At 71.2% G+C, this 20,067-nt stretch carries 16 protein-coding genes; 9 read left to right on the top strand and 7 right to left on the bottom strand.

Features of this window, described 5'->3' with window-relative positions; translation table 11 throughout:
- Window positions 1-477: 477 nt before the first annotated feature.
- Complete coding sequence (locus OIE49_RS27295) at window positions 478-2,007, top strand: helix-turn-helix domain-containing protein (protein WP_326804561.1); 1,530 nt, start codon at window positions 478-480, stop codon at window positions 2,005-2,007.
- 171 nt (window positions 2,008-2,178) lie between these two features.
- On the opposite strand, the gene OIE49_RS27290 is transcribed toward OIE49_RS27295, so the two are convergent.
- Window positions 2,179-2,826, bottom strand: coding sequence for a hypothetical protein (locus OIE49_RS27290; protein WP_326804560.1), 648 nt, complete (start codon window positions 2,824-2,826; stop codon window positions 2,179-2,181).
- A gap of 255 nt (window positions 2,827-3,081) precedes the next feature.
- Complete coding sequence (locus OIE49_RS27285; protein ID WP_326804559.1) at window positions 3,082-4,098, bottom strand: DNA-directed RNA polymerase subunit alpha; 1,017 nt, start codon at window positions 4,096-4,098, stop codon at window positions 3,082-3,084.
- Between the two features lie 217 nt (window positions 4,099-4,315).
- Here OIE49_RS27285 and OIE49_RS27280 point away from each other — a divergent pair, with 217 nt between their 5' ends.
- Window positions 4,316-4,537, top strand: coding sequence for a hypothetical protein (locus tag OIE49_RS27280; protein ID WP_100570769.1), 222 nt, complete (start codon window positions 4,316-4,318; stop codon window positions 4,535-4,537).
- Between the two features lie 964 nt (window positions 4,538-5,501).
- On the opposite strand, the gene OIE49_RS27275 is transcribed toward OIE49_RS27280, so the two are convergent.
- The gene (locus OIE49_RS27275; RefSeq protein ID WP_326804558.1) at window positions 5,502-6,104 is read right to left on the bottom strand and encodes a TetR/AcrR family transcriptional regulator; all 603 of its coding nucleotides are present in this window, start codon (window positions 6,102-6,104) and stop codon (window positions 5,502-5,504) included.
- Window positions 6,105-6,663: 559 nt separating this feature from the next.
- Between OIE49_RS27275 and torT the strand changes: the two genes are divergently transcribed.
- From torT to OIE49_RS27250, 5 genes are all read left to right on the top strand, one after another.
- Window positions 6,664-7,890, top strand: a complete 1,227-nt coding sequence (gene torT, locus OIE49_RS27270) for a TMAO reductase system periplasmic protein TorT (RefSeq protein ID WP_326804557.1) — start codon at window positions 6,664-6,666, stop codon at window positions 7,888-7,890.
- 14 nt (window positions 7,891-7,904) lie between these two features.
- Window positions 7,905-9,458: a sugar ABC transporter ATP-binding protein gene (locus OIE49_RS27265; protein ID WP_326804556.1), complete on the top strand. Its 1,554-nt coding sequence runs from the start codon at window positions 7,905-7,907 to the stop codon at window positions 9,456-9,458.
- Window positions 9,455-10,492 carry an ABC transporter permease gene (locus tag OIE49_RS27260; protein WP_326804555.1) on the top strand — a complete coding sequence of 346 codons (1,038 nt, stop codon included), beginning with the start codon at window positions 9,455-9,457 and terminating at the stop codon, window positions 10,490-10,492. The genes OIE49_RS27265 and OIE49_RS27260 overlap by 4 nt, the downstream gene beginning before the upstream one ends.
- A gap of 92 nt (window positions 10,493-10,584) precedes the next feature.
- The gene (locus OIE49_RS27255; RefSeq protein WP_326804554.1) at window positions 10,585-12,030 is read left to right on the top strand and encodes an aminobutyraldehyde dehydrogenase; all 1,446 of its coding nucleotides are present in this window, start codon (window positions 10,585-10,587) and stop codon (window positions 12,028-12,030) included.
- Between the two features lie 53 nt (window positions 12,031-12,083).
- A complete protein-coding gene (locus OIE49_RS27250; RefSeq protein WP_326804553.1) occupies window positions 12,084-12,569 on the top strand; it encodes a cupin domain-containing protein in 486 nt (161 codons plus the stop codon).
- Window positions 12,570-12,667: 98 nt separating this feature from the next.
- Here OIE49_RS27250 and OIE49_RS27245 read toward each other — a convergent pair whose 3' ends face one another.
- The 3 genes from OIE49_RS27245 to OIE49_RS27235 form a co-directional block, all read right to left on the bottom strand.
- Window positions 12,668-13,093 (bottom strand): DUF6299 family protein, encoded by a 426-nt coding sequence (locus OIE49_RS27245; RefSeq protein ID WP_326804552.1) that lies wholly within the window; start codon window positions 13,091-13,093, stop codon window positions 12,668-12,670.
- 124 nt (window positions 13,094-13,217) lie between these two features.
- Complete coding sequence (locus tag OIE49_RS27240) at window positions 13,218-13,622, bottom strand: RidA family protein (RefSeq protein ID WP_326804551.1); 405 nt, start codon at window positions 13,620-13,622, stop codon at window positions 13,218-13,220.
- A gap of 79 nt (window positions 13,623-13,701) precedes the next feature.
- The gene (locus OIE49_RS27235) at window positions 13,702-14,841 is read right to left on the bottom strand and encodes an acyl-CoA dehydrogenase family protein (protein ID WP_326804550.1); all 1,140 of its coding nucleotides are present in this window, start codon (window positions 14,839-14,841) and stop codon (window positions 13,702-13,704) included.
- Between the two features lie 252 nt (window positions 14,842-15,093).
- On the opposite strand from OIE49_RS27235, the gene OIE49_RS27230 reads away from it, so the two are divergent.
- The gene (locus OIE49_RS27230; protein ID WP_326804549.1) at window positions 15,094-16,725 is read left to right on the top strand and encodes an AMP-binding protein; all 1,632 of its coding nucleotides are present in this window, start codon (window positions 15,094-15,096) and stop codon (window positions 16,723-16,725) included.
- 139 nt (window positions 16,726-16,864) lie between these two features.
- Window positions 16,865-17,686, top strand: a complete 822-nt coding sequence (locus OIE49_RS27225) for a PaaX family transcriptional regulator (protein ID WP_326804548.1) — start codon at window positions 16,865-16,867, stop codon at window positions 17,684-17,686.
- A 61-nt stretch (window positions 17,687-17,747) separates the two neighbouring features.
- Here OIE49_RS27225 and OIE49_RS27220 read toward each other — a convergent pair whose 3' ends face one another.
- Window positions 17,748-20,066 (bottom strand): bifunctional salicylyl-CoA 5-hydroxylase/oxidoreductase, encoded by a 2,319-nt coding sequence (locus tag OIE49_RS27220; protein ID WP_326806341.1) that lies wholly within the window; start codon window positions 20,064-20,066, stop codon window positions 17,748-17,750.
- Window position 20,067: the final 1 nt, after the last annotated feature.

Below are 20,067 nucleotides of genomic sequence, written 5' to 3'. Positions count from 1 at the left end.
GGCGGCTGTGGTGCACCCCGGCAGATATCTCGATGTCGAGATAACTCTAGTACATGGGGGCCGGATGGTCATGCGCGGACCGGGCGGAGAGGGGGGCGGGGCGGGATACGCGGGGCGTCGCGCACCGCACGGGCGCGCCGCGGACCGCGCGGGAGCGCCGCGCGCGGTGCGGGAACGCCGCGCATCACGCCGACACGCCGCGCAGCACAGAGGCGCGGGCACGCCGCGCAGCACAGAGGCGCGGGCACGCCGCACGCCGGACGTCGCACGCCACCAATGGGCGCCGCTGCGTGCAGCCGATGGACGCACGCCAGGGACACATCCGAGGGCTGCACCCGAGAGGCACACCCGGCATACCTGCCACACCCGGACCTCTCCGACAGGCTCGAACCCGTCGGTCCGGGCGCCACTGACGGCTCATCACTCGAATGGACCCCCCAGGAAGCGCCATCTCATATCTGAGATAACCTCAACCTCATGGCAGACGACTACCTCGTACGCATCGGCAAGCTCATCCGTGACGCCCGACAGCACCGGGGCTGGACGCAGGCACAGCTGGCCGAGGCACTCGGCACCAGTCAGAGCGCCGTCAATCGCGTCGAGCGGGGCAACCAGAACATCAGCCTTGAGATGATCGCCCGCATCGGTGAAGCCCTGGACAGCGAGATCGTCTCGCTGGGCTACGCGGGCCCCATGCACCTTCGGGTGGTGGGCGGCCGCCGGCTCTCCGGCGCGATCGACGTGAAGACGAGCAAGAACGCGTGCGTGGCGCTGCTGTGCGCCTCGCTGCTCAACAAGGGGCGCACGGTGCTGCGCCGGGTCGCCAGGATCGAGGAGGTGTACCGCCTGCTGGAGGTGCTGAACTCCATCGGCGTGCGCACCCGCTGGATCAACGACGGCACCGACCTGGAGATCGTGCCGACGGCCGACCTCGACCTGGACGCCATCGACGCCGAGGCCGCCCGCCGCACGCGGTCCATCATCATGTTCCTCGGGCCGCTGCTGCACCGGGTGGACCAGTTCAAGCTGCCCTACGCGGGCGGTTGCGACCTCGGTACGCGGACCATCGAGCCGCACATGATCGCGCTGCGCCGGTTCGGTCTGGACATCACCGCGACCGAGGGCCAGTACCACGCCGTGGTGGACCACGCCGTCCGCCCGGACCGCCCGATCGTGCTGACCGAGCGCGGCGACACCGTGACCGAGAACGCGCTGCTGGCGGCGGCCCGCCACAACGGCGTGACGGTCATCCGCAACGCCTCCTCCAACTACATGGTCCAGGACCTGTGCTTCTTCCTGGAGGTGGTCGGCGTCAGGGTCGAGGGCATCGGCACGACGACGCTCACCGTGCACGGTGTGCCGGAGATCGACGTCGACGTCGACTACTCGCCCTCCGAGGACCCGGTGGAGGCGATGAGCCTGGTGGCGGCCGCCGTGGTCACCGAGTCGGAGCTGACGGTGCGCCGGGTGCCGATCGAGTTCCTGGAGATCGAGCTCGCGGTCCTGGAGGAGATGGGCCTGGACCACGACCGCACGCCCGAGTACTTCGCCGACAACGGCCGCACCCGGCTGGTGGACCTCACCGTACGGCCCTCCAAGCTGGAGGCGCCGATCGACAAGATCCACCCGATGCCGTTCCCGGGCCTGAACATCGACAACGTCCCGTTCTTCGCGGCGATCGCGGCCGCCGCGCAGGGCAAGACACTGATCCACGACTGGGTCTACGACAACCGCGCGATCTACCTGACGGACCTGAACCGCCTGGGCGGCCGCCTGCAACTCCTCGACCCCCACCGGGTCCTGGTCGAAGGCCCCACCCGCTGGCGCGCAGCCGAGATGATGTGCCCACCGGCCCTGCGCCCCGCCGTGGTCGTCCTCCTGGCCATGATGGCCGCGGAGGGCACGTCGGTCCTGCGCAACGTCTACGTCATCAACCGCGGCTACGAGGACCTGGCGGAGCGACTGAACTCGATCGGGGCGCAGATCGAGACGTTCCGGGACATCTGACCGACGGCTGCCGCCGCACCCTGTCCGGCCCGCGTTGCTGCGGGCCTGGAGGGGTGCGGCGGCACCGCATCCGGCCCAGTACGTGCTCGACGCGGGCGCGGATCTTTCGCTGGGCGGCGTTGTTCACTGGGCGTGGCAGTTCCCGGGCCGGGTGGCCCTGGAGCGGTCCAGTTACCGGCCGTGCAGCCAGATCCGCAGTGGACCGACCGGCTCGAAGCCGTGGCGGATGGCTGCCGCCAGGTCGTCACCCTGCTCGTAGCCGACCACCGGCAAGGTGGGGAACAGGCTGTGTACGGCGTCCAGTACCACCGGCCAGGCCGCGTCGGGGCCGCCGTCCAGCGCGAATAGATTGGAGATCCCGACCACGTGGTGGCTGTGGCTCGCCACTGCGCCGGCGACCACTTGGCCATCGGTGGAGTGTCCGGTGAGCACGAAAGTGGTGGGGTCTTCGAGCAGTCCGGGCTGGAAGAGGTCCGTGTTGCCGTCCCCGTCGTCCCAGGCGAGCGCCCAGGCGCGCAGCCTGTCCGGGGCGTCCGCCACGGCCCAGGCGAGGTCCGACGCGGGAGCGGGCGGACTTGCCGGGTGGTGGATCCACTGCGCCTCGAACAACACCTGGAAACCGATCCCCGTCAGGTCGAGGTCGGCGAAACTGTCCTTCACGCTGGCGCCGGGTGCGGTGGTGTCTATCCGGGCCGCCAGCGCGGTCCGGTCGGCTCCCGGCACCAGCGTCACCGCGTCAGGGTAGTAGAGCGGTGTGCGGGACGGGGCGGCCCAAGCCTGTGCCCCGAACTCGCCGGCCAAGCCGTGCGATCGGCTCATCGCTGCGCACCACTCAGCGTTGTTGCGGGCGCCGACGCTGACCGGGAGTTGCTTCGGAGTCGTCACGAGTGCGGATCATGACGACTCCGACTCGGCCGGTCGAGCGGTTTTCCGAACCGGCGTCGAGTCGCGAAGGAGTGAGTCCGGGATGGCCGCGGCACCGGAGGGGTCCGCGTGGTGTGGTGCACCGCTTCTCCGCCGGGGGGCCTGCGGGGAGCCGGCCGTGGCCGGCTCCCCGCAGGCCTGGCGCGGCGTTCAGTACTGCTCGGGCTCCACGAAACCCGTGTTCCCGTTGTCGTCCGCGTCGAAGGCGGCGGCGGTCGGGTCGAATCCGGGCGGGCTGTCCTTCAGGGCCAGGCCCATGCCGGCCAGCTTCGCCTTGACCTCGTCGATGGACTTCGCACCGAAGTTGCGGATGTCCAGCAGGTCCGCCTCGGAACGCGCCAGGAGCTCGCCCACGGAGTGGACGCCCTCACGCTTGAGGCAGTTGTAGGAGCGGACCGTGAGCTCCAGCTCCTCGATCGGCAGCGCCAGGTCGGCGGCCAGGGCGGCGTCCGTCGGGGACGGACCCATGTCGATGCCCTCGGCGTCGATGTTGAGCTCGCGGGCCAGACCGAACAGCTCCACCAAGGTCTTACCGGCGGACGCCATGGCGTCACGCGGACGCATGGCCTGCTTGGTCTCGACGTCGACGATCAGCTTGTCGAAGTCGGTACGCTGCTCGACACGCGTGGCCTCGACCTTGTACGTGACCTTGAGCACCGGCGAGTAGATCGAGTCGACCGGGATACGGCCGATCTCCTGACCGACCTGCTTGTTCTGCACGGCGGAGACGTAACCGCGACCGCGCTCGACGGTCAGCTCCATCTCCAGCTTGCCCTTGCCGTTGAGCGTGGCGAGGACGAGGTCCGGGTTGTGCACCTCGACACCGGCCGGCGGCGCGATGTCGGCGGCGGTGACCAGACCCGGGCCCTGCTTGCGCAGGTACATCACGACCGGCTCGTCGTGCTCCGAGGAGACGACCAGCTGCTTGATGTTGAGGATGAGGTCGGTGACGTCCTCCTTGACGCCCGGCACGGTGGTGAACTCGTGCAGGACACCGTCGATGCGGATGCTGGTGACAGCGGCACCGGGAATCGACGACAGGAGGGTACGGCGAAGGGAGTTGCCGAGGGTGTAGCCGAAGCCCGGCTCCAGCGGCTCGATCACGAACCGGGACCGGAACTCGTCGACGACCTCTTCGGTCAACGAGGGACGCTGAGCGATCAGCACGGGGTATTGCCTCCAGTGTTTGGCGCCCGCCATGTGACGCCGTAGACACCACGAAGGATACGGGCGGTTCGGCCGCCTGCGAGGCCGAACCGCCCGACCCCGCCCGTCTGCCGACCGGTCGGCGGGCTCAGCTCTCGCGGAGTGGAGGGCGATGATCAGCTCCTCCTACCGCAGGGTGTCGGCCACCAGCGCGGTTCGTAGGTGCATACTGGGGGCGATGACAAAGCCTGCTGCACCGAAGCGTCATTTGCCCACCAGCCCCTTCAAGGCCCCGGTCGCGCCGCCTCCCAAGCACTTCGCCGTGGGCGACCAGGTCACGCACGACGTGTACGGCCTCGGCCGGGTGATCGGCATCGAGGACGGAATCGCGGCGCTCGTGGATTTCGGCTCGGCGCAAATGCGGATCCTGAGCCCGTACGCCAAGATGACCAAGCTGTAGGACCACTGTGCCCGGCCACGGCACGCCAGGCCCCCTCAGGGACCTGCGACGAAAGGGAGGCCCCTCATCGATGTGACGTCGCTGTTCTCCGCCCTGGAAGACCAACCCGGCTGTTCCACTGCAGCATCGCCCCCTCCGGCGACAAACCCCTTCCGGGCGCCGGACTTCGGGGAAGGTGAGATCTTCCTGGCCGAGGATGTACAGGGGCCCGCCTCGGGCATGCGTGGCGCGCGACCCAACGCTGCCTAGCTCCCACGCGTGCGGTGGTTTCGGCAGCCGGCCACAGGCCGTCTGCGGAGCTGCGGTGAGGCGTGCGGTCGGCTGCACACAGCCCGGCGCGTTGGAAGGCGTTGCGTGCGACGCCGAGCGAAACTCGGCGAGGGACTGCCCGCCGGCACCTTCAGCAAGGTCGTCAGATGCCACGGTGAGCCGACCCGTCGTTGCTCGATGCCGGGGCTCGGTCGGCCGCCCGCTCAGTGCTTCATCGCCCGCCCGACGCTCCGGTCCCCGGGTCAGCGTCCCGCGACCACCCATCGCGGCAGGTCACGGGGCCGCCTGGTCTCTTCCGGGAGAGGCGTGGAAATGACGCAGGGCGTGGTAGCCGTGCTCTCGCGAGGGCTCCGCCCGAGGCGCTCTCCTCCAACGGGGCGATCACGTCGGCCTCGATGGAGGTGGGACCGAGGTCCTTCTCCAACCGCTTCTTCCAGCTCCGCGTCGCTTCCGTTCCGATGCTGATGAGCTAGCGAGTAGCGACCGCGGACACAAGCCGCCACAGGATCGGACATCGCCGCCGGCGCCGCGCACGCCTACGTCCACGACGTGGTGGAGTTGCCGCCACGGCCCGCGCACCGGCAGTGTCGGCTGCCGGCGCACGGCCTTGCGGTAGCCGTCGACCGCGCTCCGCGATCGGCCTTCCCGGCCGTCGCCGGGTACGGCCGACCAGCCGTCCGCACCACCCGGACCGTCACCGTTCGATGATGCCCGCCCGCAGCAGCAGCGCCTCCACCATGAGGTCGAACACCTCACGTGGGCGGGGAGAGGCGGGCTCCGAGATGTGCTGGAGGACCGCGCCGTCCACCGCGGCGATGTAGCCGCGCGCCAACACCCGGGGGTCGACCTCGGAGCGCTGGCCCGCAGCGTCCAGCGCCCGGGCGAACACGTCGCCGAGCGTCACCTCGTAGCGCGAGTACATCGACTCGGCGAGCGCCGGGTGCGTTCCGTCCCGTACGGCCCAGGTGACCAGTTCGATCTGGGCTCGCAGGTCGGCCGGAGTGGTCTCGATCAGCGTCCAGAACGCGGCCGAGATCCGGTCCATGACCGCCCGTAGACCGCCCTCCAGCGGAACCTCGTCGGGGACCGGGTCGTGGACGAAGCGTTCGAGCCAGTGATCGGCCGCCGCGCGCATCAGCTCGTCCTTGTCGCGGAAGCAGTAGTGGAGCGTGGCGAGCGGCGCACCCGCCTGTTGCGCGATGGCGCGCAGCGTGACCTGGTCGACGCCGTTGCGCCGCATCAGCTCAACAGCCGCTTCGATGATTTGTAGCCGCCGCTCGGTGGTGGGAACCCGCACGATGCCTCGTTCCTTCTGATGTTCCTCTTGTCCGTCCACTGCGCGGACCGTATCGGCCCGGGGCGGAGGTGTCCGTCGCCGGGCCATCCGCTTTCGGGCCGCCTCTTCAGCCCTGTTCTCCGGTATGGCCGCTCTCGCGTTCCGGCCCTCGGCACTGCACCAATCGCTTGTACCAGCAGGTAACAGTCCGTGACATGGACGTTTGACTAAGACTATTGACCAAGACAGTTGACCATGTTTGACTCCCGGACACAAGACGCCCCAAACGACGTTCTCCGGGCAGCTTCCTTCCCTGGTCAGCGGGCCAACGCAGCCCACACGGCCGCCCGTTGGAAGCCGGATCCGACCGTGTCTCGACTTCCCAGGGCCACCGCCTGAGGCTGCGAGGACGGGCACCTACGACACGTTGCGCCATCGCCTGTCCAATTGCCCCAACTGACCCAACTGCCCCAACGCCGCAACTCCGCGTGCGGCTGCCCACCCCGCATCACCCCGCCCGCGCGCCACTGCGCGTCCATCCCCCGGGCTACGGCCCGCTGATCCACGAGGTGCACAGCACATGGCAACCAACCTTCCCCGCCGGCGTGCGCTGCTGGCCGCCGCCGTGGCCTGCTCGCTAGGACTCGCTGCTTGCTCCCAGGAAGGTTCGCGTGCGGCCGGCAGGGACCAGCCCTCGCCCAAGCCCGCCCCGGCCCAGGCGGCCGGCCTGTTCGCCGACCCCGCGAAGAACACCCCGGACGCGCTGCGGGCGGCTGTGACCAAGAAGGACTGGGCTGTTCCCGTCCAGGTGATCGACTGTGCGTCACCCGGCTGCGACGGCCACCGCACACCGGGCGTCTACACCCCGTTGCCCAAGGACCAGATCAAGGGCGACTGGACGGTGTGCGCCCTGCTCCCCCACGTCAAGGACCCCTACTGGCTGGGGCAGAACGAGGCCCTGGTCGCCGAGGCCAAGCGCACCGGCGTCCACCTCCAGGTGTACGAGGCGGGCGGTTATACCGAGGTCGGCAAACAGCTCGACCAGCTCTCCAACTGCGTGGCAAAGGGCGCCGACGCGGTGCTGATCGGCGCGGTGAGCAACGAGGCGCTGAACCCGAAGATCGAGGAGATCGCCGACCAGGGCGTCGTCGTGATCGACACAGTCAACGGCGTCACTTCCAAGAAGGTGCACGGCCGGGCCCTGTTCGACTACTGCACGCTCGGCGGCAGCCTCGCGAAGTACCTCAAGGCGCAAGGCGATCCTGTCAACGGCGTCTGGTTCCCCGGTCCTTCGGGAGTCGGTTCCCTGGAGCAGTTGATGTCCTGCTTCAAGGACCAGGCCAAGGGGAGCGACATCAGGGTGCTCGGCACCAAGTACGGCGACACCGGCAAGGACACCCAGCTCAACCTGGTGGAGAACGCCCTCGGCGCCTACCCCGGGATGGACTACGTCCTCGGGAGCGCCACCACGGCCGACGCGGCCCACGGGGTACTGAAGGAACGGGGTCTGAGCCGCAAGGTCCGCACCGCCTCGTACTACTTCACGCCTGATGTGTACGCGCTGCTGAAGTCTGGGGACGCCACCTGCGCCAGCGCGGGCAACGACCTGATCCTGTCCCGCATCGCGATGGACATGGCGTTGCGCGTGCTGGAGAACAAGCCGTTTGTCGGCGGTCCCTACATCGGTACCAACGCGCAGGTGATCTGCGGCCCGGCTGCCGGGGCGAAGGCCGACAACCTCAGCGAGCTGGTCCAGGAACTGAACCTTCCGTCGGCGGGTTTCCGGCCCGTCTTCAACGTCAGATGAAGGGGCGTTCGTCCATGACCACGCAACCAGCGTCGCCGGCGGCGGGCACCGGCCCGGCGCTCCAGCCGCCCCGGCCCACGCTCTCCATACGGGACCTGACGAAGCGTTTTCAGGCCGTCACCGCGCTGCGCGACGTGAGTGTGGACTTCCTGCCGGGACAGGTCCATGTCCTGTTCGGGGAGAACGGCGCCGGGAAATCGACCCTCATCAAGATCCTCGCCGGCGTGCACCGGGCGGACGAGGGCACGGTGCTCGTCGACGGCGTCGCTGCCAGCGCGTCGAGCCCCCAGCAGGCACGGGAGCTGGGCGTCACAGCGGTGTTCCAGGACCCCGCGCTGGTTCCGCAGTTGACGGTCGCCGAGAACCTGACGCTGGGCCGGGAGCCGGGCCGCGCAGGGATGATCTCCCGGCGCGAGCGGCGGCGCGTCGCGGAGCAGGCGCTTCGCCGCGTCGGCTCCGCCATCCGGCCCGACGCGGTCACCGGCGATCTGCGCCGGGCGGAGCAGCAGATCGTGGAGATCGCCCGTGCCCTCCAGGACTCGGCGAAGGTGCTGATCCTCGACGAACCCACCGCCTCCCTCACCGACGAGGAGACCGACCGGCTGTTCACGCTGGTACGCGGATTGCGCCGGGAAGGGCTCGCCGTCATCTACATCACCCACCGGATGAAGGAGATCCGCGCCATCGGCGATGTGGTCACCGTCCTGCGCGACGGCGCCCATGTGCGGACCTGTCCGCTCGACGAGATCGACGACGACGGCCTGGTCACCCTGATGACGGGCCGCAGACTGGACGCCCTCTTCCCGGAGATCCACCACCGGCCGGGCGCCCCTGTCCTGGAGTTGCGCGGCGTCAGCGGCGAAGACGTGCGCGGCGTCGACCTGACCGTGCGGGCCGGGGAGATCGTCGGACTCGCCGGCCTGGTCGGATCGGGCAAGGGGACGATCGGACGGCTCTGCTTCGGCCTGGCCCGCCTCGACGCGGGCGAAGTGCTGATCCGGGGCAGATCCCTCGGCCCCCGGGCGACTCCCGCCCGGCATATCGCCGAAGGCGTCATGTACTACCCGGCGGACCGCAAGCGCGACGGTCTGATCGGCGTCCGGCCCGCCGCCGAGAACGTGTCCCTGTCGGCGCTGGGCAGTTGGACCGGCCGCGGGTTCCTCCGGCGCCGCGCGGAGCGCCGGGACACCACCGCCGTCCTCGACCGTCTCACGCTGCGCCCGATGCGGCCGGAGGCGCTGCCGCTCACTTTCTCCGGCGGCAACCAGCAGAAGATCGTACTGGCCCGCGGCTTCACCCGGCCCTACAGACTGCACGTCTTCGACGAGCCGACCGCCGGCGTGGATGTCGGCGCCCGCGCCGACATCTACGCGGCGATACGCGACCTCGTCGATTCCGGCGCGGGTGTCCTGCTGATCTCCTCCGACCTGCCCGAGGTGCTCAACCTCGCCCACCGCCTCTATGTGATCACCGAGGGCCGGGTCGCCGCGGAACTCTCCGGCGACCAGCTCGCCGAGGAGATCGTGCTGCCCCACTTCTTCCCTCAAGAGACCGGAACGACATCGTGACCGAGACCCAGAGACCGCCCGTCCAGGAGCTGCCGACGGCACCCGCCGTGCCGCCGCCCGCCGGAGCGGGCGCCCTGCTCCGGCGCCTCTTCGTCCGCTGGGGCATCCTGCCCGTGCTGCTGCTGGCGCTGATCATCACCTTCGCCGTGATCGAACCCCGGTTCATCGCCTCGGCGAACATCACCAACGTCGGCCGGCAGCTCAGTTTCCTGGGCATCGTCGCCATCGGCCAGATGCTGTACCTGATCACCCGTCACTACGACCTGTCGAACGGCGCCTGCGTCGCGCTGTCCTCCATCGTCAGCGCCACCGTGATGACCTCGGTCGCTCCCGGCGACCCGGGGACGGCGATCCTGCTGGGCTGCCTCGCGGGCATCGCGGTCGGGCTCGTCGTCGGACTCGTCAACGCCCTGCTCATCGCCGTGTTCCGGATCTCCGCGTTCATGGTGACCCTGGGCATGGCCTCGGTGGCCTCCGGCGCGGCCCTGATGCTGTCCGGTGGAACGCCCGTGGTAGGCCTGCCTCCTGAGTTCTCCCGGCAGTTCGGAACCTCGATGGTGCTCGGCGTGCCGTTCCCCACGGTTGTCCTGCTGATCGCCCTCGGCGCGGCCTACGTCTTCCTCAACTGGACGCGCGTCGGCCGCCAGGCGTACGCGGTCGGCGGCAACGAGAGCGCCGCGTTCCAGTCCGGCGTCAACGTGCGCCGCACCCTCTTCACCGTCATGATCATCGGAAGTCTGCTCGCCGCGCTGGTCGGGCTCATGCTGACCGCCCGGATGTCCACGGGCGAGGCGAACGTCGGTGTGCAGTACCCGTTGATGTCGATCATCGCGGCCGTACTCGGCGGAGTGACACTCGACGGCGGCGAGGGCCGGGTGTCCGGCGTGCTCATGGGTGCCCTCTTCCTCGTCCTGCTCAGCAACGGCATGGACCTGATCCGGGTCCAGAGCTACGTCCAGCAGATCCTGCTCGGCGCCCTGCTGGTGACCGCGCTGCTCGTGGACCGGCTCAGAAAGCGTATGCGGCTGGCCTGACCCCGCGAGTCCACCCGACCGCGCCCCCGCGCGGAACATCCGACCGTACCGCCGACACCGGCGAAACGTTTCGACACCTTACGGAGAACCCCTTGAGCGAGAAGCAGCACCTGCGCAACTTCGTGGGCGGCGCGTACACCGACACCGCCGACGGCGTCACCAGCGACCTGGTCGACCCCACCACCGGCGCCGTCTTCGCCACCGCGCCCGTCTCGGGGCGCGCCGACCTCGACCAGGCGTACGAGGCCGCGTCGGCGGCGTTCACCGACTGGCGCCGCACGACGCCCGCCGAACGGCAGAGGGCGCTCCTCGGGATCGCCGACGCGGTGGAGGCCCGGTCCGCCGACCTGGTCGCCGCCGAGTCCCGCAACACCGGCAAGCCGATCCCGTTGACGGCCGCCGAGGAGATCCCGCCGATGGCCGACCACCTGCGGTTCTTCGCCGGGGCCGCCCGCCAGCTCGAAGGCAAGGCGGCCGGCGAGTACATGGCCGACCACACCTCGTGGATCCGCCGGGAACCGGTCGGCGTCATCGGCCAGGTCGCCCCCTGGAACTACCCGATGATGATGGCCGTCTGGAAGTTCGCGCCCGCGATCGCCGCCGGGAACACGGTCGTCCTCAAGCCCAGCGACACGACGCCGGCCTCCACGCTGCTGCTTGCCGAGATCGCCGCCGAGTTCCTGCCGCCGGGTGTGCTCAACGTGGTGTGCGGTGACCGTGACACGGGCCGCGCGCTGGTGTCCCACCCACGTCCCGAGATGGTCGCCATCACCGGCTCGGTCGGCGCCGGGCAGCAAGTGGCGGCGGCAGCAGCTGGTGACGTCAAGCGTGTTCACCTCGAACTCGGAGGCAAAGCACCGGTCGTCGTGTTCGACGACGCCGACGTCGCGGCCGCTGCCGAGGCCATCGCCATCGCGGCGTTCTTCAACGCAGGTCAGGACTGCACGGCCGCCACCCGGGTCCTGGCCGCGCCGTCCGTCCACGCCGACCTCGTGGCCGCCCTCACCGAGCAGGCCAGGAACATCGTCACGACACACGCGGTCGGCGTGCACAGCGAGGACGCCCTGATGCCGGCGCTCAACAGCGCGCGCCACTTCGAGCGGGTCGCCGCCTTCCTCGACCGGCTCCCCGACCATGCCACCCTGCACACCGGCGGCCATCGGCTGGGCGAGGAGGGCTTCCACTACGCTCCGACCGTGGTCTCCGGACTGCGGCAGGACGACGAACTGGTCCAGCACGAGGTGTTCGGACCGGTCATCACCGTGCAGGAGTTCCCCGACGAGGAGTCCGCCCTGACGCTGGCCAACGACGTGCCGTACGGCCTGGCGTCCTCGGTGTGGACCTCGGACATCGGCCGCGCCCTGCGGTTCAGCCGCGACCTGGACTTCGGCTGCGTCTGGATCAACACCCACATCCCGCTCGTCGCCGAGATGCCGCACGGCGGCTTCAAGCACTCCGGATACGGCAAGGACCTGTCGCAGTACGGGTTCGAGGACTACACCCGCGTGAAGCACGTGATGGCCTCCCTCGCGGGCTGAGCCGACGACGACCCGGCTGACCCGCGAGAGGCAAAGGACAAGGAGGCACACCCGTGACCCAGCAAGACAGCACGCGGCCGGAGAGCGGCCCGGGAACCACACCGCGCGAACCCCGTGCGGCCCGCGAGGACCGGCTGGCCACCGCGACGCAGAACGACGGCATCGCGGTCTGGCGGCCGAGCGAACTGCGTCCCCTCAACGCGGCGACAGGAGGGATGCGCAGCCGCTGGATCATCCCGCCGGTCGACGGCGGCAGCGAGTACTCGGTCTCCGAGTGGAGCCTGACCCGGGCGGGCTGGTCCGACCGCCACCCGCACGACGAGCTCAACTACGTCATCGAAGGCGAGCTGCACATCGAGAGCGGCGGGACGACAGTGGTCCTGCGTCCCGGTGACGCGGCGCTGGTCGCCAAGGGCGAGACCGGTCGGTACTGGGCACCGGAGTACGCCCGCATGTTCGCCGTCTACGGTTCCAACCCCGAAGGGGAGAACTCGGACTACCTCGCCTACTGGGACATCACGGAGGCCGTCGGCAACTGACCGGCCGGCCCTGTCCGTGACCAGTTCGTACGCCGAGGGTCCGGACGGGATACCTGGGCTGCCCGGCACCCGCTGGTGCCGGGCAGCCCGGTGTGGGTTCAGTCTGCGACCAGTACCACGTCCCGATGGCGTGCGGCGTGGACGTCGGGCAGGGGCAGGCCGCTGTGGGAGCGGAGTTCGACGAGGGCGGCCTCGACGCGGGCCGGGCCGGGGGTGAGCCGGTTCGGCGTCACCGTGCCGGAGTTGTGCCAGCGGTGGTAGGCGCCGTCGCACACGGCACGCGTGCCGCCGATGCCGTAACGGGTGGCCGACGGGTCCTGGCTGATGGCGGCGCCGACGAAGACCAGGCCGTTCGCGTCGAAGCAGCGGTAGGTGCCGTAGACGGTCACGGTGCCGTCCGCCGACAGGCGGGCCGTCTGGTCGATGGTCAGGTTGGCGTCCGGAGCGGCCGTCGCGGGTGTGCCCAGCGTGAGCACGGCGGCCGCCGCCGCGCCCAGGGCTCCGAGTACGGGACGCAGGGGCATGGAAGAACCTCCCGGGTGGCTGGTGAACACGAGCTTCCACTCGTACCCGGCGTCCTCGGCGTTGGCCGCGATCCTCACTCTTCGGCGGCGCGTGCCCGTCGACCACTTGGCCGACACCGCCCGATCAGCCCTCGCCCAGTACCGCGAAGCCGTCGAGTTCCACCAGGGCGCGCTCGTCCCACAGCCGTACGATCCCGACCACGGCCATCGCGGGGTAGTCGCGGCCCGCCAACCGGCGCCATATGCGGCCGAGTTCGGCGGCGCGGGCTCGGTAGGCGGCGACGTCCGTGGTGTACACCGTGACCCTGGCCAGGTCCGACGCGGTGCCGCCGGCCGCCGCCAGCGCGGTCAGCAGGTTGGTCAGCGCCCGCTCGAACTGCTCGGGCAGGGTCTCTCCGACCACCTTGCCGTCGGCGTCCAGCGACGTCTGGCCCGCCAGGAACACCAGCCGTGAGCCGGTGGCGACCACCGCGTGCGAGAAGCCGGTGGGCGGGGACAGGACGGGAGGGTTCACACGGTCGGCGGTCACATGGCCTCCAGGGTCGTACGCGGCTCGGCGGTCACATGACCTCCCGGGTCGTACGCGGCTCGACAGTCACAAAAGTCGGTCACCGGCCCTCCCCGCGCTCATCCAGCCCCGCGTACAGCTCCTTCGCGATGATTCCCCGCTGTACCTCGCTCGCCCCCTCGTACACCCGGGGGGCGCGCACCTCCCTGTAGAGGTGTTCCAGCAGGTGGCCGCGGTGCAGGGCGCGGGCGCCGTGGAGTTGGACGGCGGTGTCGACGACGTGCTGCGCGGTCTCGGTGGCGAGGAGCTTCGCCATGGCGGCGCGGCCGGGGACGCCGGGGGCGCCCTCGTCGTACGCCGTCGCCGCCGCGTACACCATCAGGCGGGCCGCCTCCGTGCGCAGGGCCATCTCGGCGACCTGGTGGGCGACCGTCTGGAGGTCCCTCAGCTTGCCGCCGAAGGCGTCCCGGCGGGCGGTGTGGACGAGGGTGGCGTCCAGCGCCGCCTGAGCCATGCCCACGGCGAAGGCGCCGACGCTGGGGCGGAACAGGTTGAGCGTGCCCATGGCCACCCGGAAGCCGCGGTCCCTCTCGCCGATCACGTCCTCGGACGTGACGGGAACGCCGTCGAAGTGGAGCGCGCCGATGGGGTGCGGCGACAGCATCTCCAGCGCGGTGCCGGTGAGGCCGGGGCGGTCGGCGGGCACCAGGAACGCGGTCACGCCGCGGGAGCCCGCGTCCGGTGTCGTACGGGCGAAGACGGTGTAGAAGTCGGCCTCGGGGGCGTTGGAGATCCAGCACTTCTCGCCGGTGAGCCGCCAGCGGGCGGGGCCGTCCGGACGGGCCGCCAGCGCCAGTGCCGCCGCGTCCGAGCCCGCGCCCGGCTCGCTCAGGGCGAAGGCGGCGACCGCGCTGCCGTCCGTCGCCCTCGGCAGCCAGTGGGCGCGCTGTGCGTGGGTGCCGTGGGCATGGACGGGGTGGGCGCCGAGGCCTTGGAGGGCGAGGGCGGTCTCGGCCTCGGTGCAGGCGTGGGCCAGGGACTCGCGCATCAGGCACAGATCGAGGGCGCCGGAGGTGAACAGGCGCTCCAGCAGGCCGAGTCGGCCCAGTTCGGCGAGGAGCGCGCGGTTGACGTGGCCCGGCTCGCCCTTCTCGGCGAGCGGGCGCAGCCGTTCAGCCGCCAGGGTGCGCAACTCGGCGCACCAGGCAGCCTGTTCCGGTTCGAGTGAGAATGCGGGCATTCGCCGTCCTCCCTGCCTCCCGACCTCCCGACCTCCCGACCGGCCGATCCGCCGGCCGCCAGCCGCCAGCCGCCAGCCGCCAGCCGCCAGCCAACGGTCAACGGTCAACGGTCAACAACCAAAGGCCAGCCGCCAACCCTGCACCGCCCCGACCACCCGAGGCACGGTCCACCGTATCGCGTACCGTTGACTGTCGTCACCAACACGATACGCTCCTTGTGCGTGCCCACCACGACAAGGGGGCGAACCGCCATGGACACCGTGGACTCCGGCAGGGGCGGCACCGCGCGGCCGACGGCCTCCGCGCACGTGGACACCTTCGCGCGCGACCACCTGCCGCCCCCGGACCAGTGGCCCGAACTCCGCTTCGACCTCCCGGAGCTGCGCTACCCGGACCGGCTCAACTGCGCCGCCGAGCTGCTGGACCGCACCGACGCCGGGCGCCCGGTGTTCCGTACCGCCGCCGGGGAGACGTGGACCTACGGCGACCTGCGCGCCCGCGTCGACCGCATCGCGCACGTGCTGACCGGCGACCTCGGTGTGGTCCCCGGCAACCGGGTGCTGCTGCGCGGCCCCACCACCCCCTGGCTGGCGGCCTGCTGGCTGGCCGTGCTCAAGGCGGGCGCGGTCGCCGTCACCGTGCTGGCCCAGCAGCGCCCGCACGAGCTGAGCACGATCTGCGAGATCGCCCGGGTCCGGCACGCGCTGTGCGACATCCGGGCCGTGGACGACCTGGCCAAGGCGGGGATACCGGGTCTCGTCGTCACGACCTACGGCGGCGAAGGCCCCGACGACCTGCTGCGCCGTGCGGTGCCCGGCACGCCGTACCCGGCCGTGGACACCGCCGCCGACGACGTCGCGCTCATCGCGTTCACCTCGGGCACCACCGGGCGGCCCAAGGGCTGCGTGCACTTCCACCGGGACGTGCTGGCCGTCGCGGACACCTTCTCCCGCCATGTGCTCGGACCGCGCGCGGACGACGTGTTCGCGGGCAGTCCCCCGCTCGGTTTCACCTTCGGGCTCGGCGGGCTCGTGGTCTTCCCGATGCGGGCCGGCGCCTGTGCGCTCCTGCTCGAACAGGCCCACCCGCGGCAGCTGTTGCCCGCGATCGCCGAGCACCGGGTGTCCGTGCTGTTCACCGCCCCCACCGCCTACCGCGCGATGCTCGACGAACTCGGCGCGTACGACGTCTCCTCGCTGCGGCGCTGCGTGTCCGCCGGGGAGAACCTGCCCGCGGCCACCTGGCACGCCTGGCACGAGCGGACCGGAGTGCGCATCGTCAACGGCATCGGCGCCACCGAGCTGCTGCACATCTTCATCTCGGCGGCGGACGAGGACATCCGGCCCGGCACGACCGGGTTTCCCGTACCGGGGTGGCACGCGCGCGTGCAGGACGCGCACGGTGAGCCTGTGCCGGACGGGGTCCCGGGGCTGCTCGCCGTCCAGGGTCCGGTCGGCTGCCGCTACCTCGCCGATCCCCGGCAGCGCGTGTACGTGCGGGACGGCTGGAACGTCACCGGCGACACCTACGTCCGCGAGCCCGACGGCTACTTCCGCTACGTCGCCCGCGCCGACGACATGATCATCTCGGCCGGGTACAACATCGCCGGTCCGGAGGTCGAGGACGCGCTGCTGCGCCACCCGGACGTGGTGGAGACGGCGGTCGTCGGGCGGCCGGACGAGGACCGCGGGCAGGTCGTGGTCGCCTACGCCGTCCTGCGGCAGGGCGCTCGGCGGGACGCGGAGGCGCTGCGCGCGTACCTCAAGTCGGAGCTGGCTCCGTACAAGTGCCCGCGCGAGATCGTCTTCCTGGACGCGCTGCCGCGCACGGCCACCGGGAAGCTCCAGCGGTTCCGGCTGCGCGCCGACGGCGGCCGCCGGTGACACCGCCCAGCGGTGACAGCGCAGACATGACACCACCCGGCGGTGACAGCGCGCACGTGGCGCCGCCCGGCGGTGACGGCCCGCAGCGGCCCGGGTGACCAGTCGTGACGGTGACCAGCAGTGATGCCGAAGACCTAAAATGATCAACGTGTCCGAGCAGCAGGCGCTACACGCCCCGAGGTCCCTCATCGTCACGCTCTACGGCGCCTACGGCCGCTTCGCGCCGGGCCCCGTGCCCGTCGCCGAGCTGATCCGGCTGCTGGCCGCCGTCGGGGTGGACGCGCCGTCCGTGCGCTCCTCGGTGTCGCGGCTCAAGCGGCGCGGGCTGCTGCTGCCCGCCCGTACGGCGCAGGGCGCGGCCGGGTACGAACTGTCGGACGAAGCACGGCAGTTGCTCGACGACGGCGACCGCCGCATCTATGCCACGGCGCAGTCCGGGGACGAGGACTGGGTGCTGGCCGTGTTCTCCGTGCCGGAGTCGGAGCGCAACAAGCGGCACGTGCTGCGCTCCCGGCTGGCCGGGCTCGGCTTCGGCACGGCGGCGCCCGGTGTGTGGATCGCTCCGGCCCGTCTGTACGAGGAGACCCGGCACACCCTGCGGCGCCTGGACCTTGACCCGTACGTGGACTTCTTCCGCGGTGAGCACCTGGGGTTCACCCCGACCGCTCAGGCGGTCGCACGGTGGTGGGACCTGGCGGCTATCGCCGAGCAGCACGAGGCGTTCCTCGACCGGCACGCGCGCGTGCTGCGCTCCTGGGAGGAGCGTGCGGACACCCCGCCCGAGGAGGCCTACCGCGACTACCTCCTCGCCCTGGACTCCTGGCGCCATCTGCCGTACGCCGACCCGGGCCTGCCCGCGCGGCTGCTGCCCGCCGACTGGCCCGGTGCCCGCTCGGCCGCCGTCTTCCAGGGGCTGCACGAGCGGCTGCGGGACACGGGCGCCGAGTTCGCCGGTCTCTGACGCCGGTCACCTTCCGAGCGTTGACCTCCGCACGACCGGGGGTCCGAGCCCCTGCCCCCGCTCAACCCCTTAGCCCCAGCCGCGGCTTGGGCGCGTCCGTACGCCCCGTCGGCGGGCGGCGGCTGCCCGCCCGGTAGGGCGCCGGCCAGGGCGCGGCCGGGCCCGTGTAGTCCTGTTCGGCGGCCGCGTGCAGGGTCCAGTGCGGGTCGTACAGATGTGGGCGGGCCAGCGCGCACAGGTCCGTACGACCGGCCAGGATCAGGGAGTTGACGTCGTCCCAGGAGGAGATCGCGCCGACCGAGATCACCGGGACGCCCGCCTCCTGGCGGATGCGGCCGGCGAACGGCGTCTGGTACGAGCGCCCGAACTCGGGGCGCTCGTCCGAGACCACCTGCCCGGTCGACACGTCGATCGCGTCGGCGCCGTGCGCGGCGAAGGCGCGGGCGATCTCCACGGCCTCGGCGGCGGTCGTACCGCCCTCGGCCCAGTCGGTGGCGGAGATCCGTACGGTCATCGGCCGTTCCTCGGGCCACACTCCGCGTACGGCGTCGAAGACCTCCAGCGGGAAGCGCAGCCGCCTGTCCAGTGAGCCGCCGTAGGCGTCGGTGCGCCGGTTGGTCAGCGGGGAGAGGAAGCCGGAGAGCAGATAGCCGTGGGCGCAGTGCAGTTCGAGCAGGTCGAAGCCGGCCCCGGCGGCTCGCCGGGCGGCGGCGGTGAACTGCTCGCGGATGTCGGTGAGCTGGGCCCGGGTGGCCTGGCGCGGGACCTGGCTGTCCGGCCGGTACGGGAGCGGGGAGGCGGCCACCAGCGGCCAGTTGCCCTGCGGCAGCGGCTCGTCCATGCCCGCCCACATGAGCCGGGTCGACCCCTTGCGTCCGCTGTGGCCGAGCTGCACGCCGATCGCGGTGTCCGGGGCCTGCCGGCGCACGAAGCCGGTGATCCGCCGCCAGGCCTCGGCCTGCCGTCCGGTCCACAGGCCGGCGCAGCCCGGGGTGATCCGGCCCTCGGGGCTGACGCAGACCATCTCGGTCATCACCAGTCCGGCGCCGCCGAGCGCCCGGGCGCCCAGGTGGACGAGGTGGAAGTCGCCGGGGACGCCGTCGGTGGCCGAGTACATGTCCATGGGCGAGACGACGACCCGGTTGCGCAGGGTCAGTCCGCGCAGCCGGAACGGGGTGAACATGGGCGGCGTCCCGGGCGGGCAGCCGAACTCGCGCTCCACGGCGTCGGTGAAGCGGGGGTCGCGCAGGCGGAGGTTGCCGTGGGTGACGCGGCGGCTGCGGGTGAGCAGGTTGAAGGCGAACTGGCGGGGCGGCATGCCGAGGTGGCGGTCCAGGTTCTCGAACCACTCCAGGCTGGCCCGGGCCGCGCGCTGAGTGGAGGTGACGACCGGCCTGCGCTCCTCCTCGTAGGCGGTGAGCGCCTCGGGCAGGGACGGCTGTTCGTCCAGGCAGGCGGCGAGGGCGAGGGCGTCCTCGACGGCGAGCTTGGTGCCGGAGCCGATGGAGAAGTGGGCGGTGTGGGCGGCGTCGCCGAGCAGTACGAGGTTGCCGTGCGACCAGCGTTCGGTGACGACCGTGCGGAAGGTGGTCCACGTGGACTTGTTGGAGCGCAGCGGCCGCCCGCCGAGGGCGTCCGCGAAGATCTTGGCGCAGCGCTCGACGGACTCCTGCTCGTCCATGGTGTCGAAGCCGGCCGCGCGCCACACCTCCTCGCGCATCTCGACGATGACCGTCGAGGCGCCATTGTCCTGCGGCCCGGAGGGCCTCGTCGAGGGGTGGTGGTCGGGCGACGGGCGGGAATACGGGTAGCCGTGCAGTTGTGCCACGCCGTGCTCGGTCTCGGCGATCTCGAAGCGGAAGGCGTCGAGGGCGAAGTCGGCGGCCAGCCAGATGTAGCGGCAGCGGTGGCCGGTCACCCGGGGCCGGAAGACGTGGGCGTAGGCCTCGCGGGTGGCGCTGTGCACGCCGTCGGCGGCGACGACCAGGTCGTACGTCCGTGTCAGCCGCGCGGGGTCCGGTGCCTCGGTGCGAAAGCGCAGGTCGACGCCGAGCGCGCGGCAGCGTTCGTGCAGGATCCGCAGCAGGCGCCGTCTGCCGAGCGCGGCGAAGCCGTGGCCGCCGGAGGTGTGCCGGGTGCCCCGGTGGACGATGTCGATGTCGTCCCAGCGCACGAACTCCCGGCGCAGTGCCTCGTACACCACCGGGTCGGCGTGTTCGATGCCGCCGAGTGTCTCGTCGGAGAGCACGACGCCGAACCCGAAGGTGTCGTCGGGCGCGTTGCGCTCCCAGACGGTGATCTCACGGGCCGGGTCTAGCCGTTTCAGCAGGGCCGCCGCGTACAGGCCGCCGGGTCCGCCGCCGATGACCGCCACCCTCATG

Source organism: Streptomyces sp. NBC_01788, from assembly GCF_035917575.1.
In the GTDB taxonomy this organism is placed as follows: domain Bacteria; phylum Actinomycetota; class Actinomycetes; order Streptomycetales; family Streptomycetaceae; genus Streptomyces.
The sequence above is the reverse complement of the archived record's forward strand: the minus strand, read 5'-3'. Positions and strand labels throughout refer to the sequence as shown.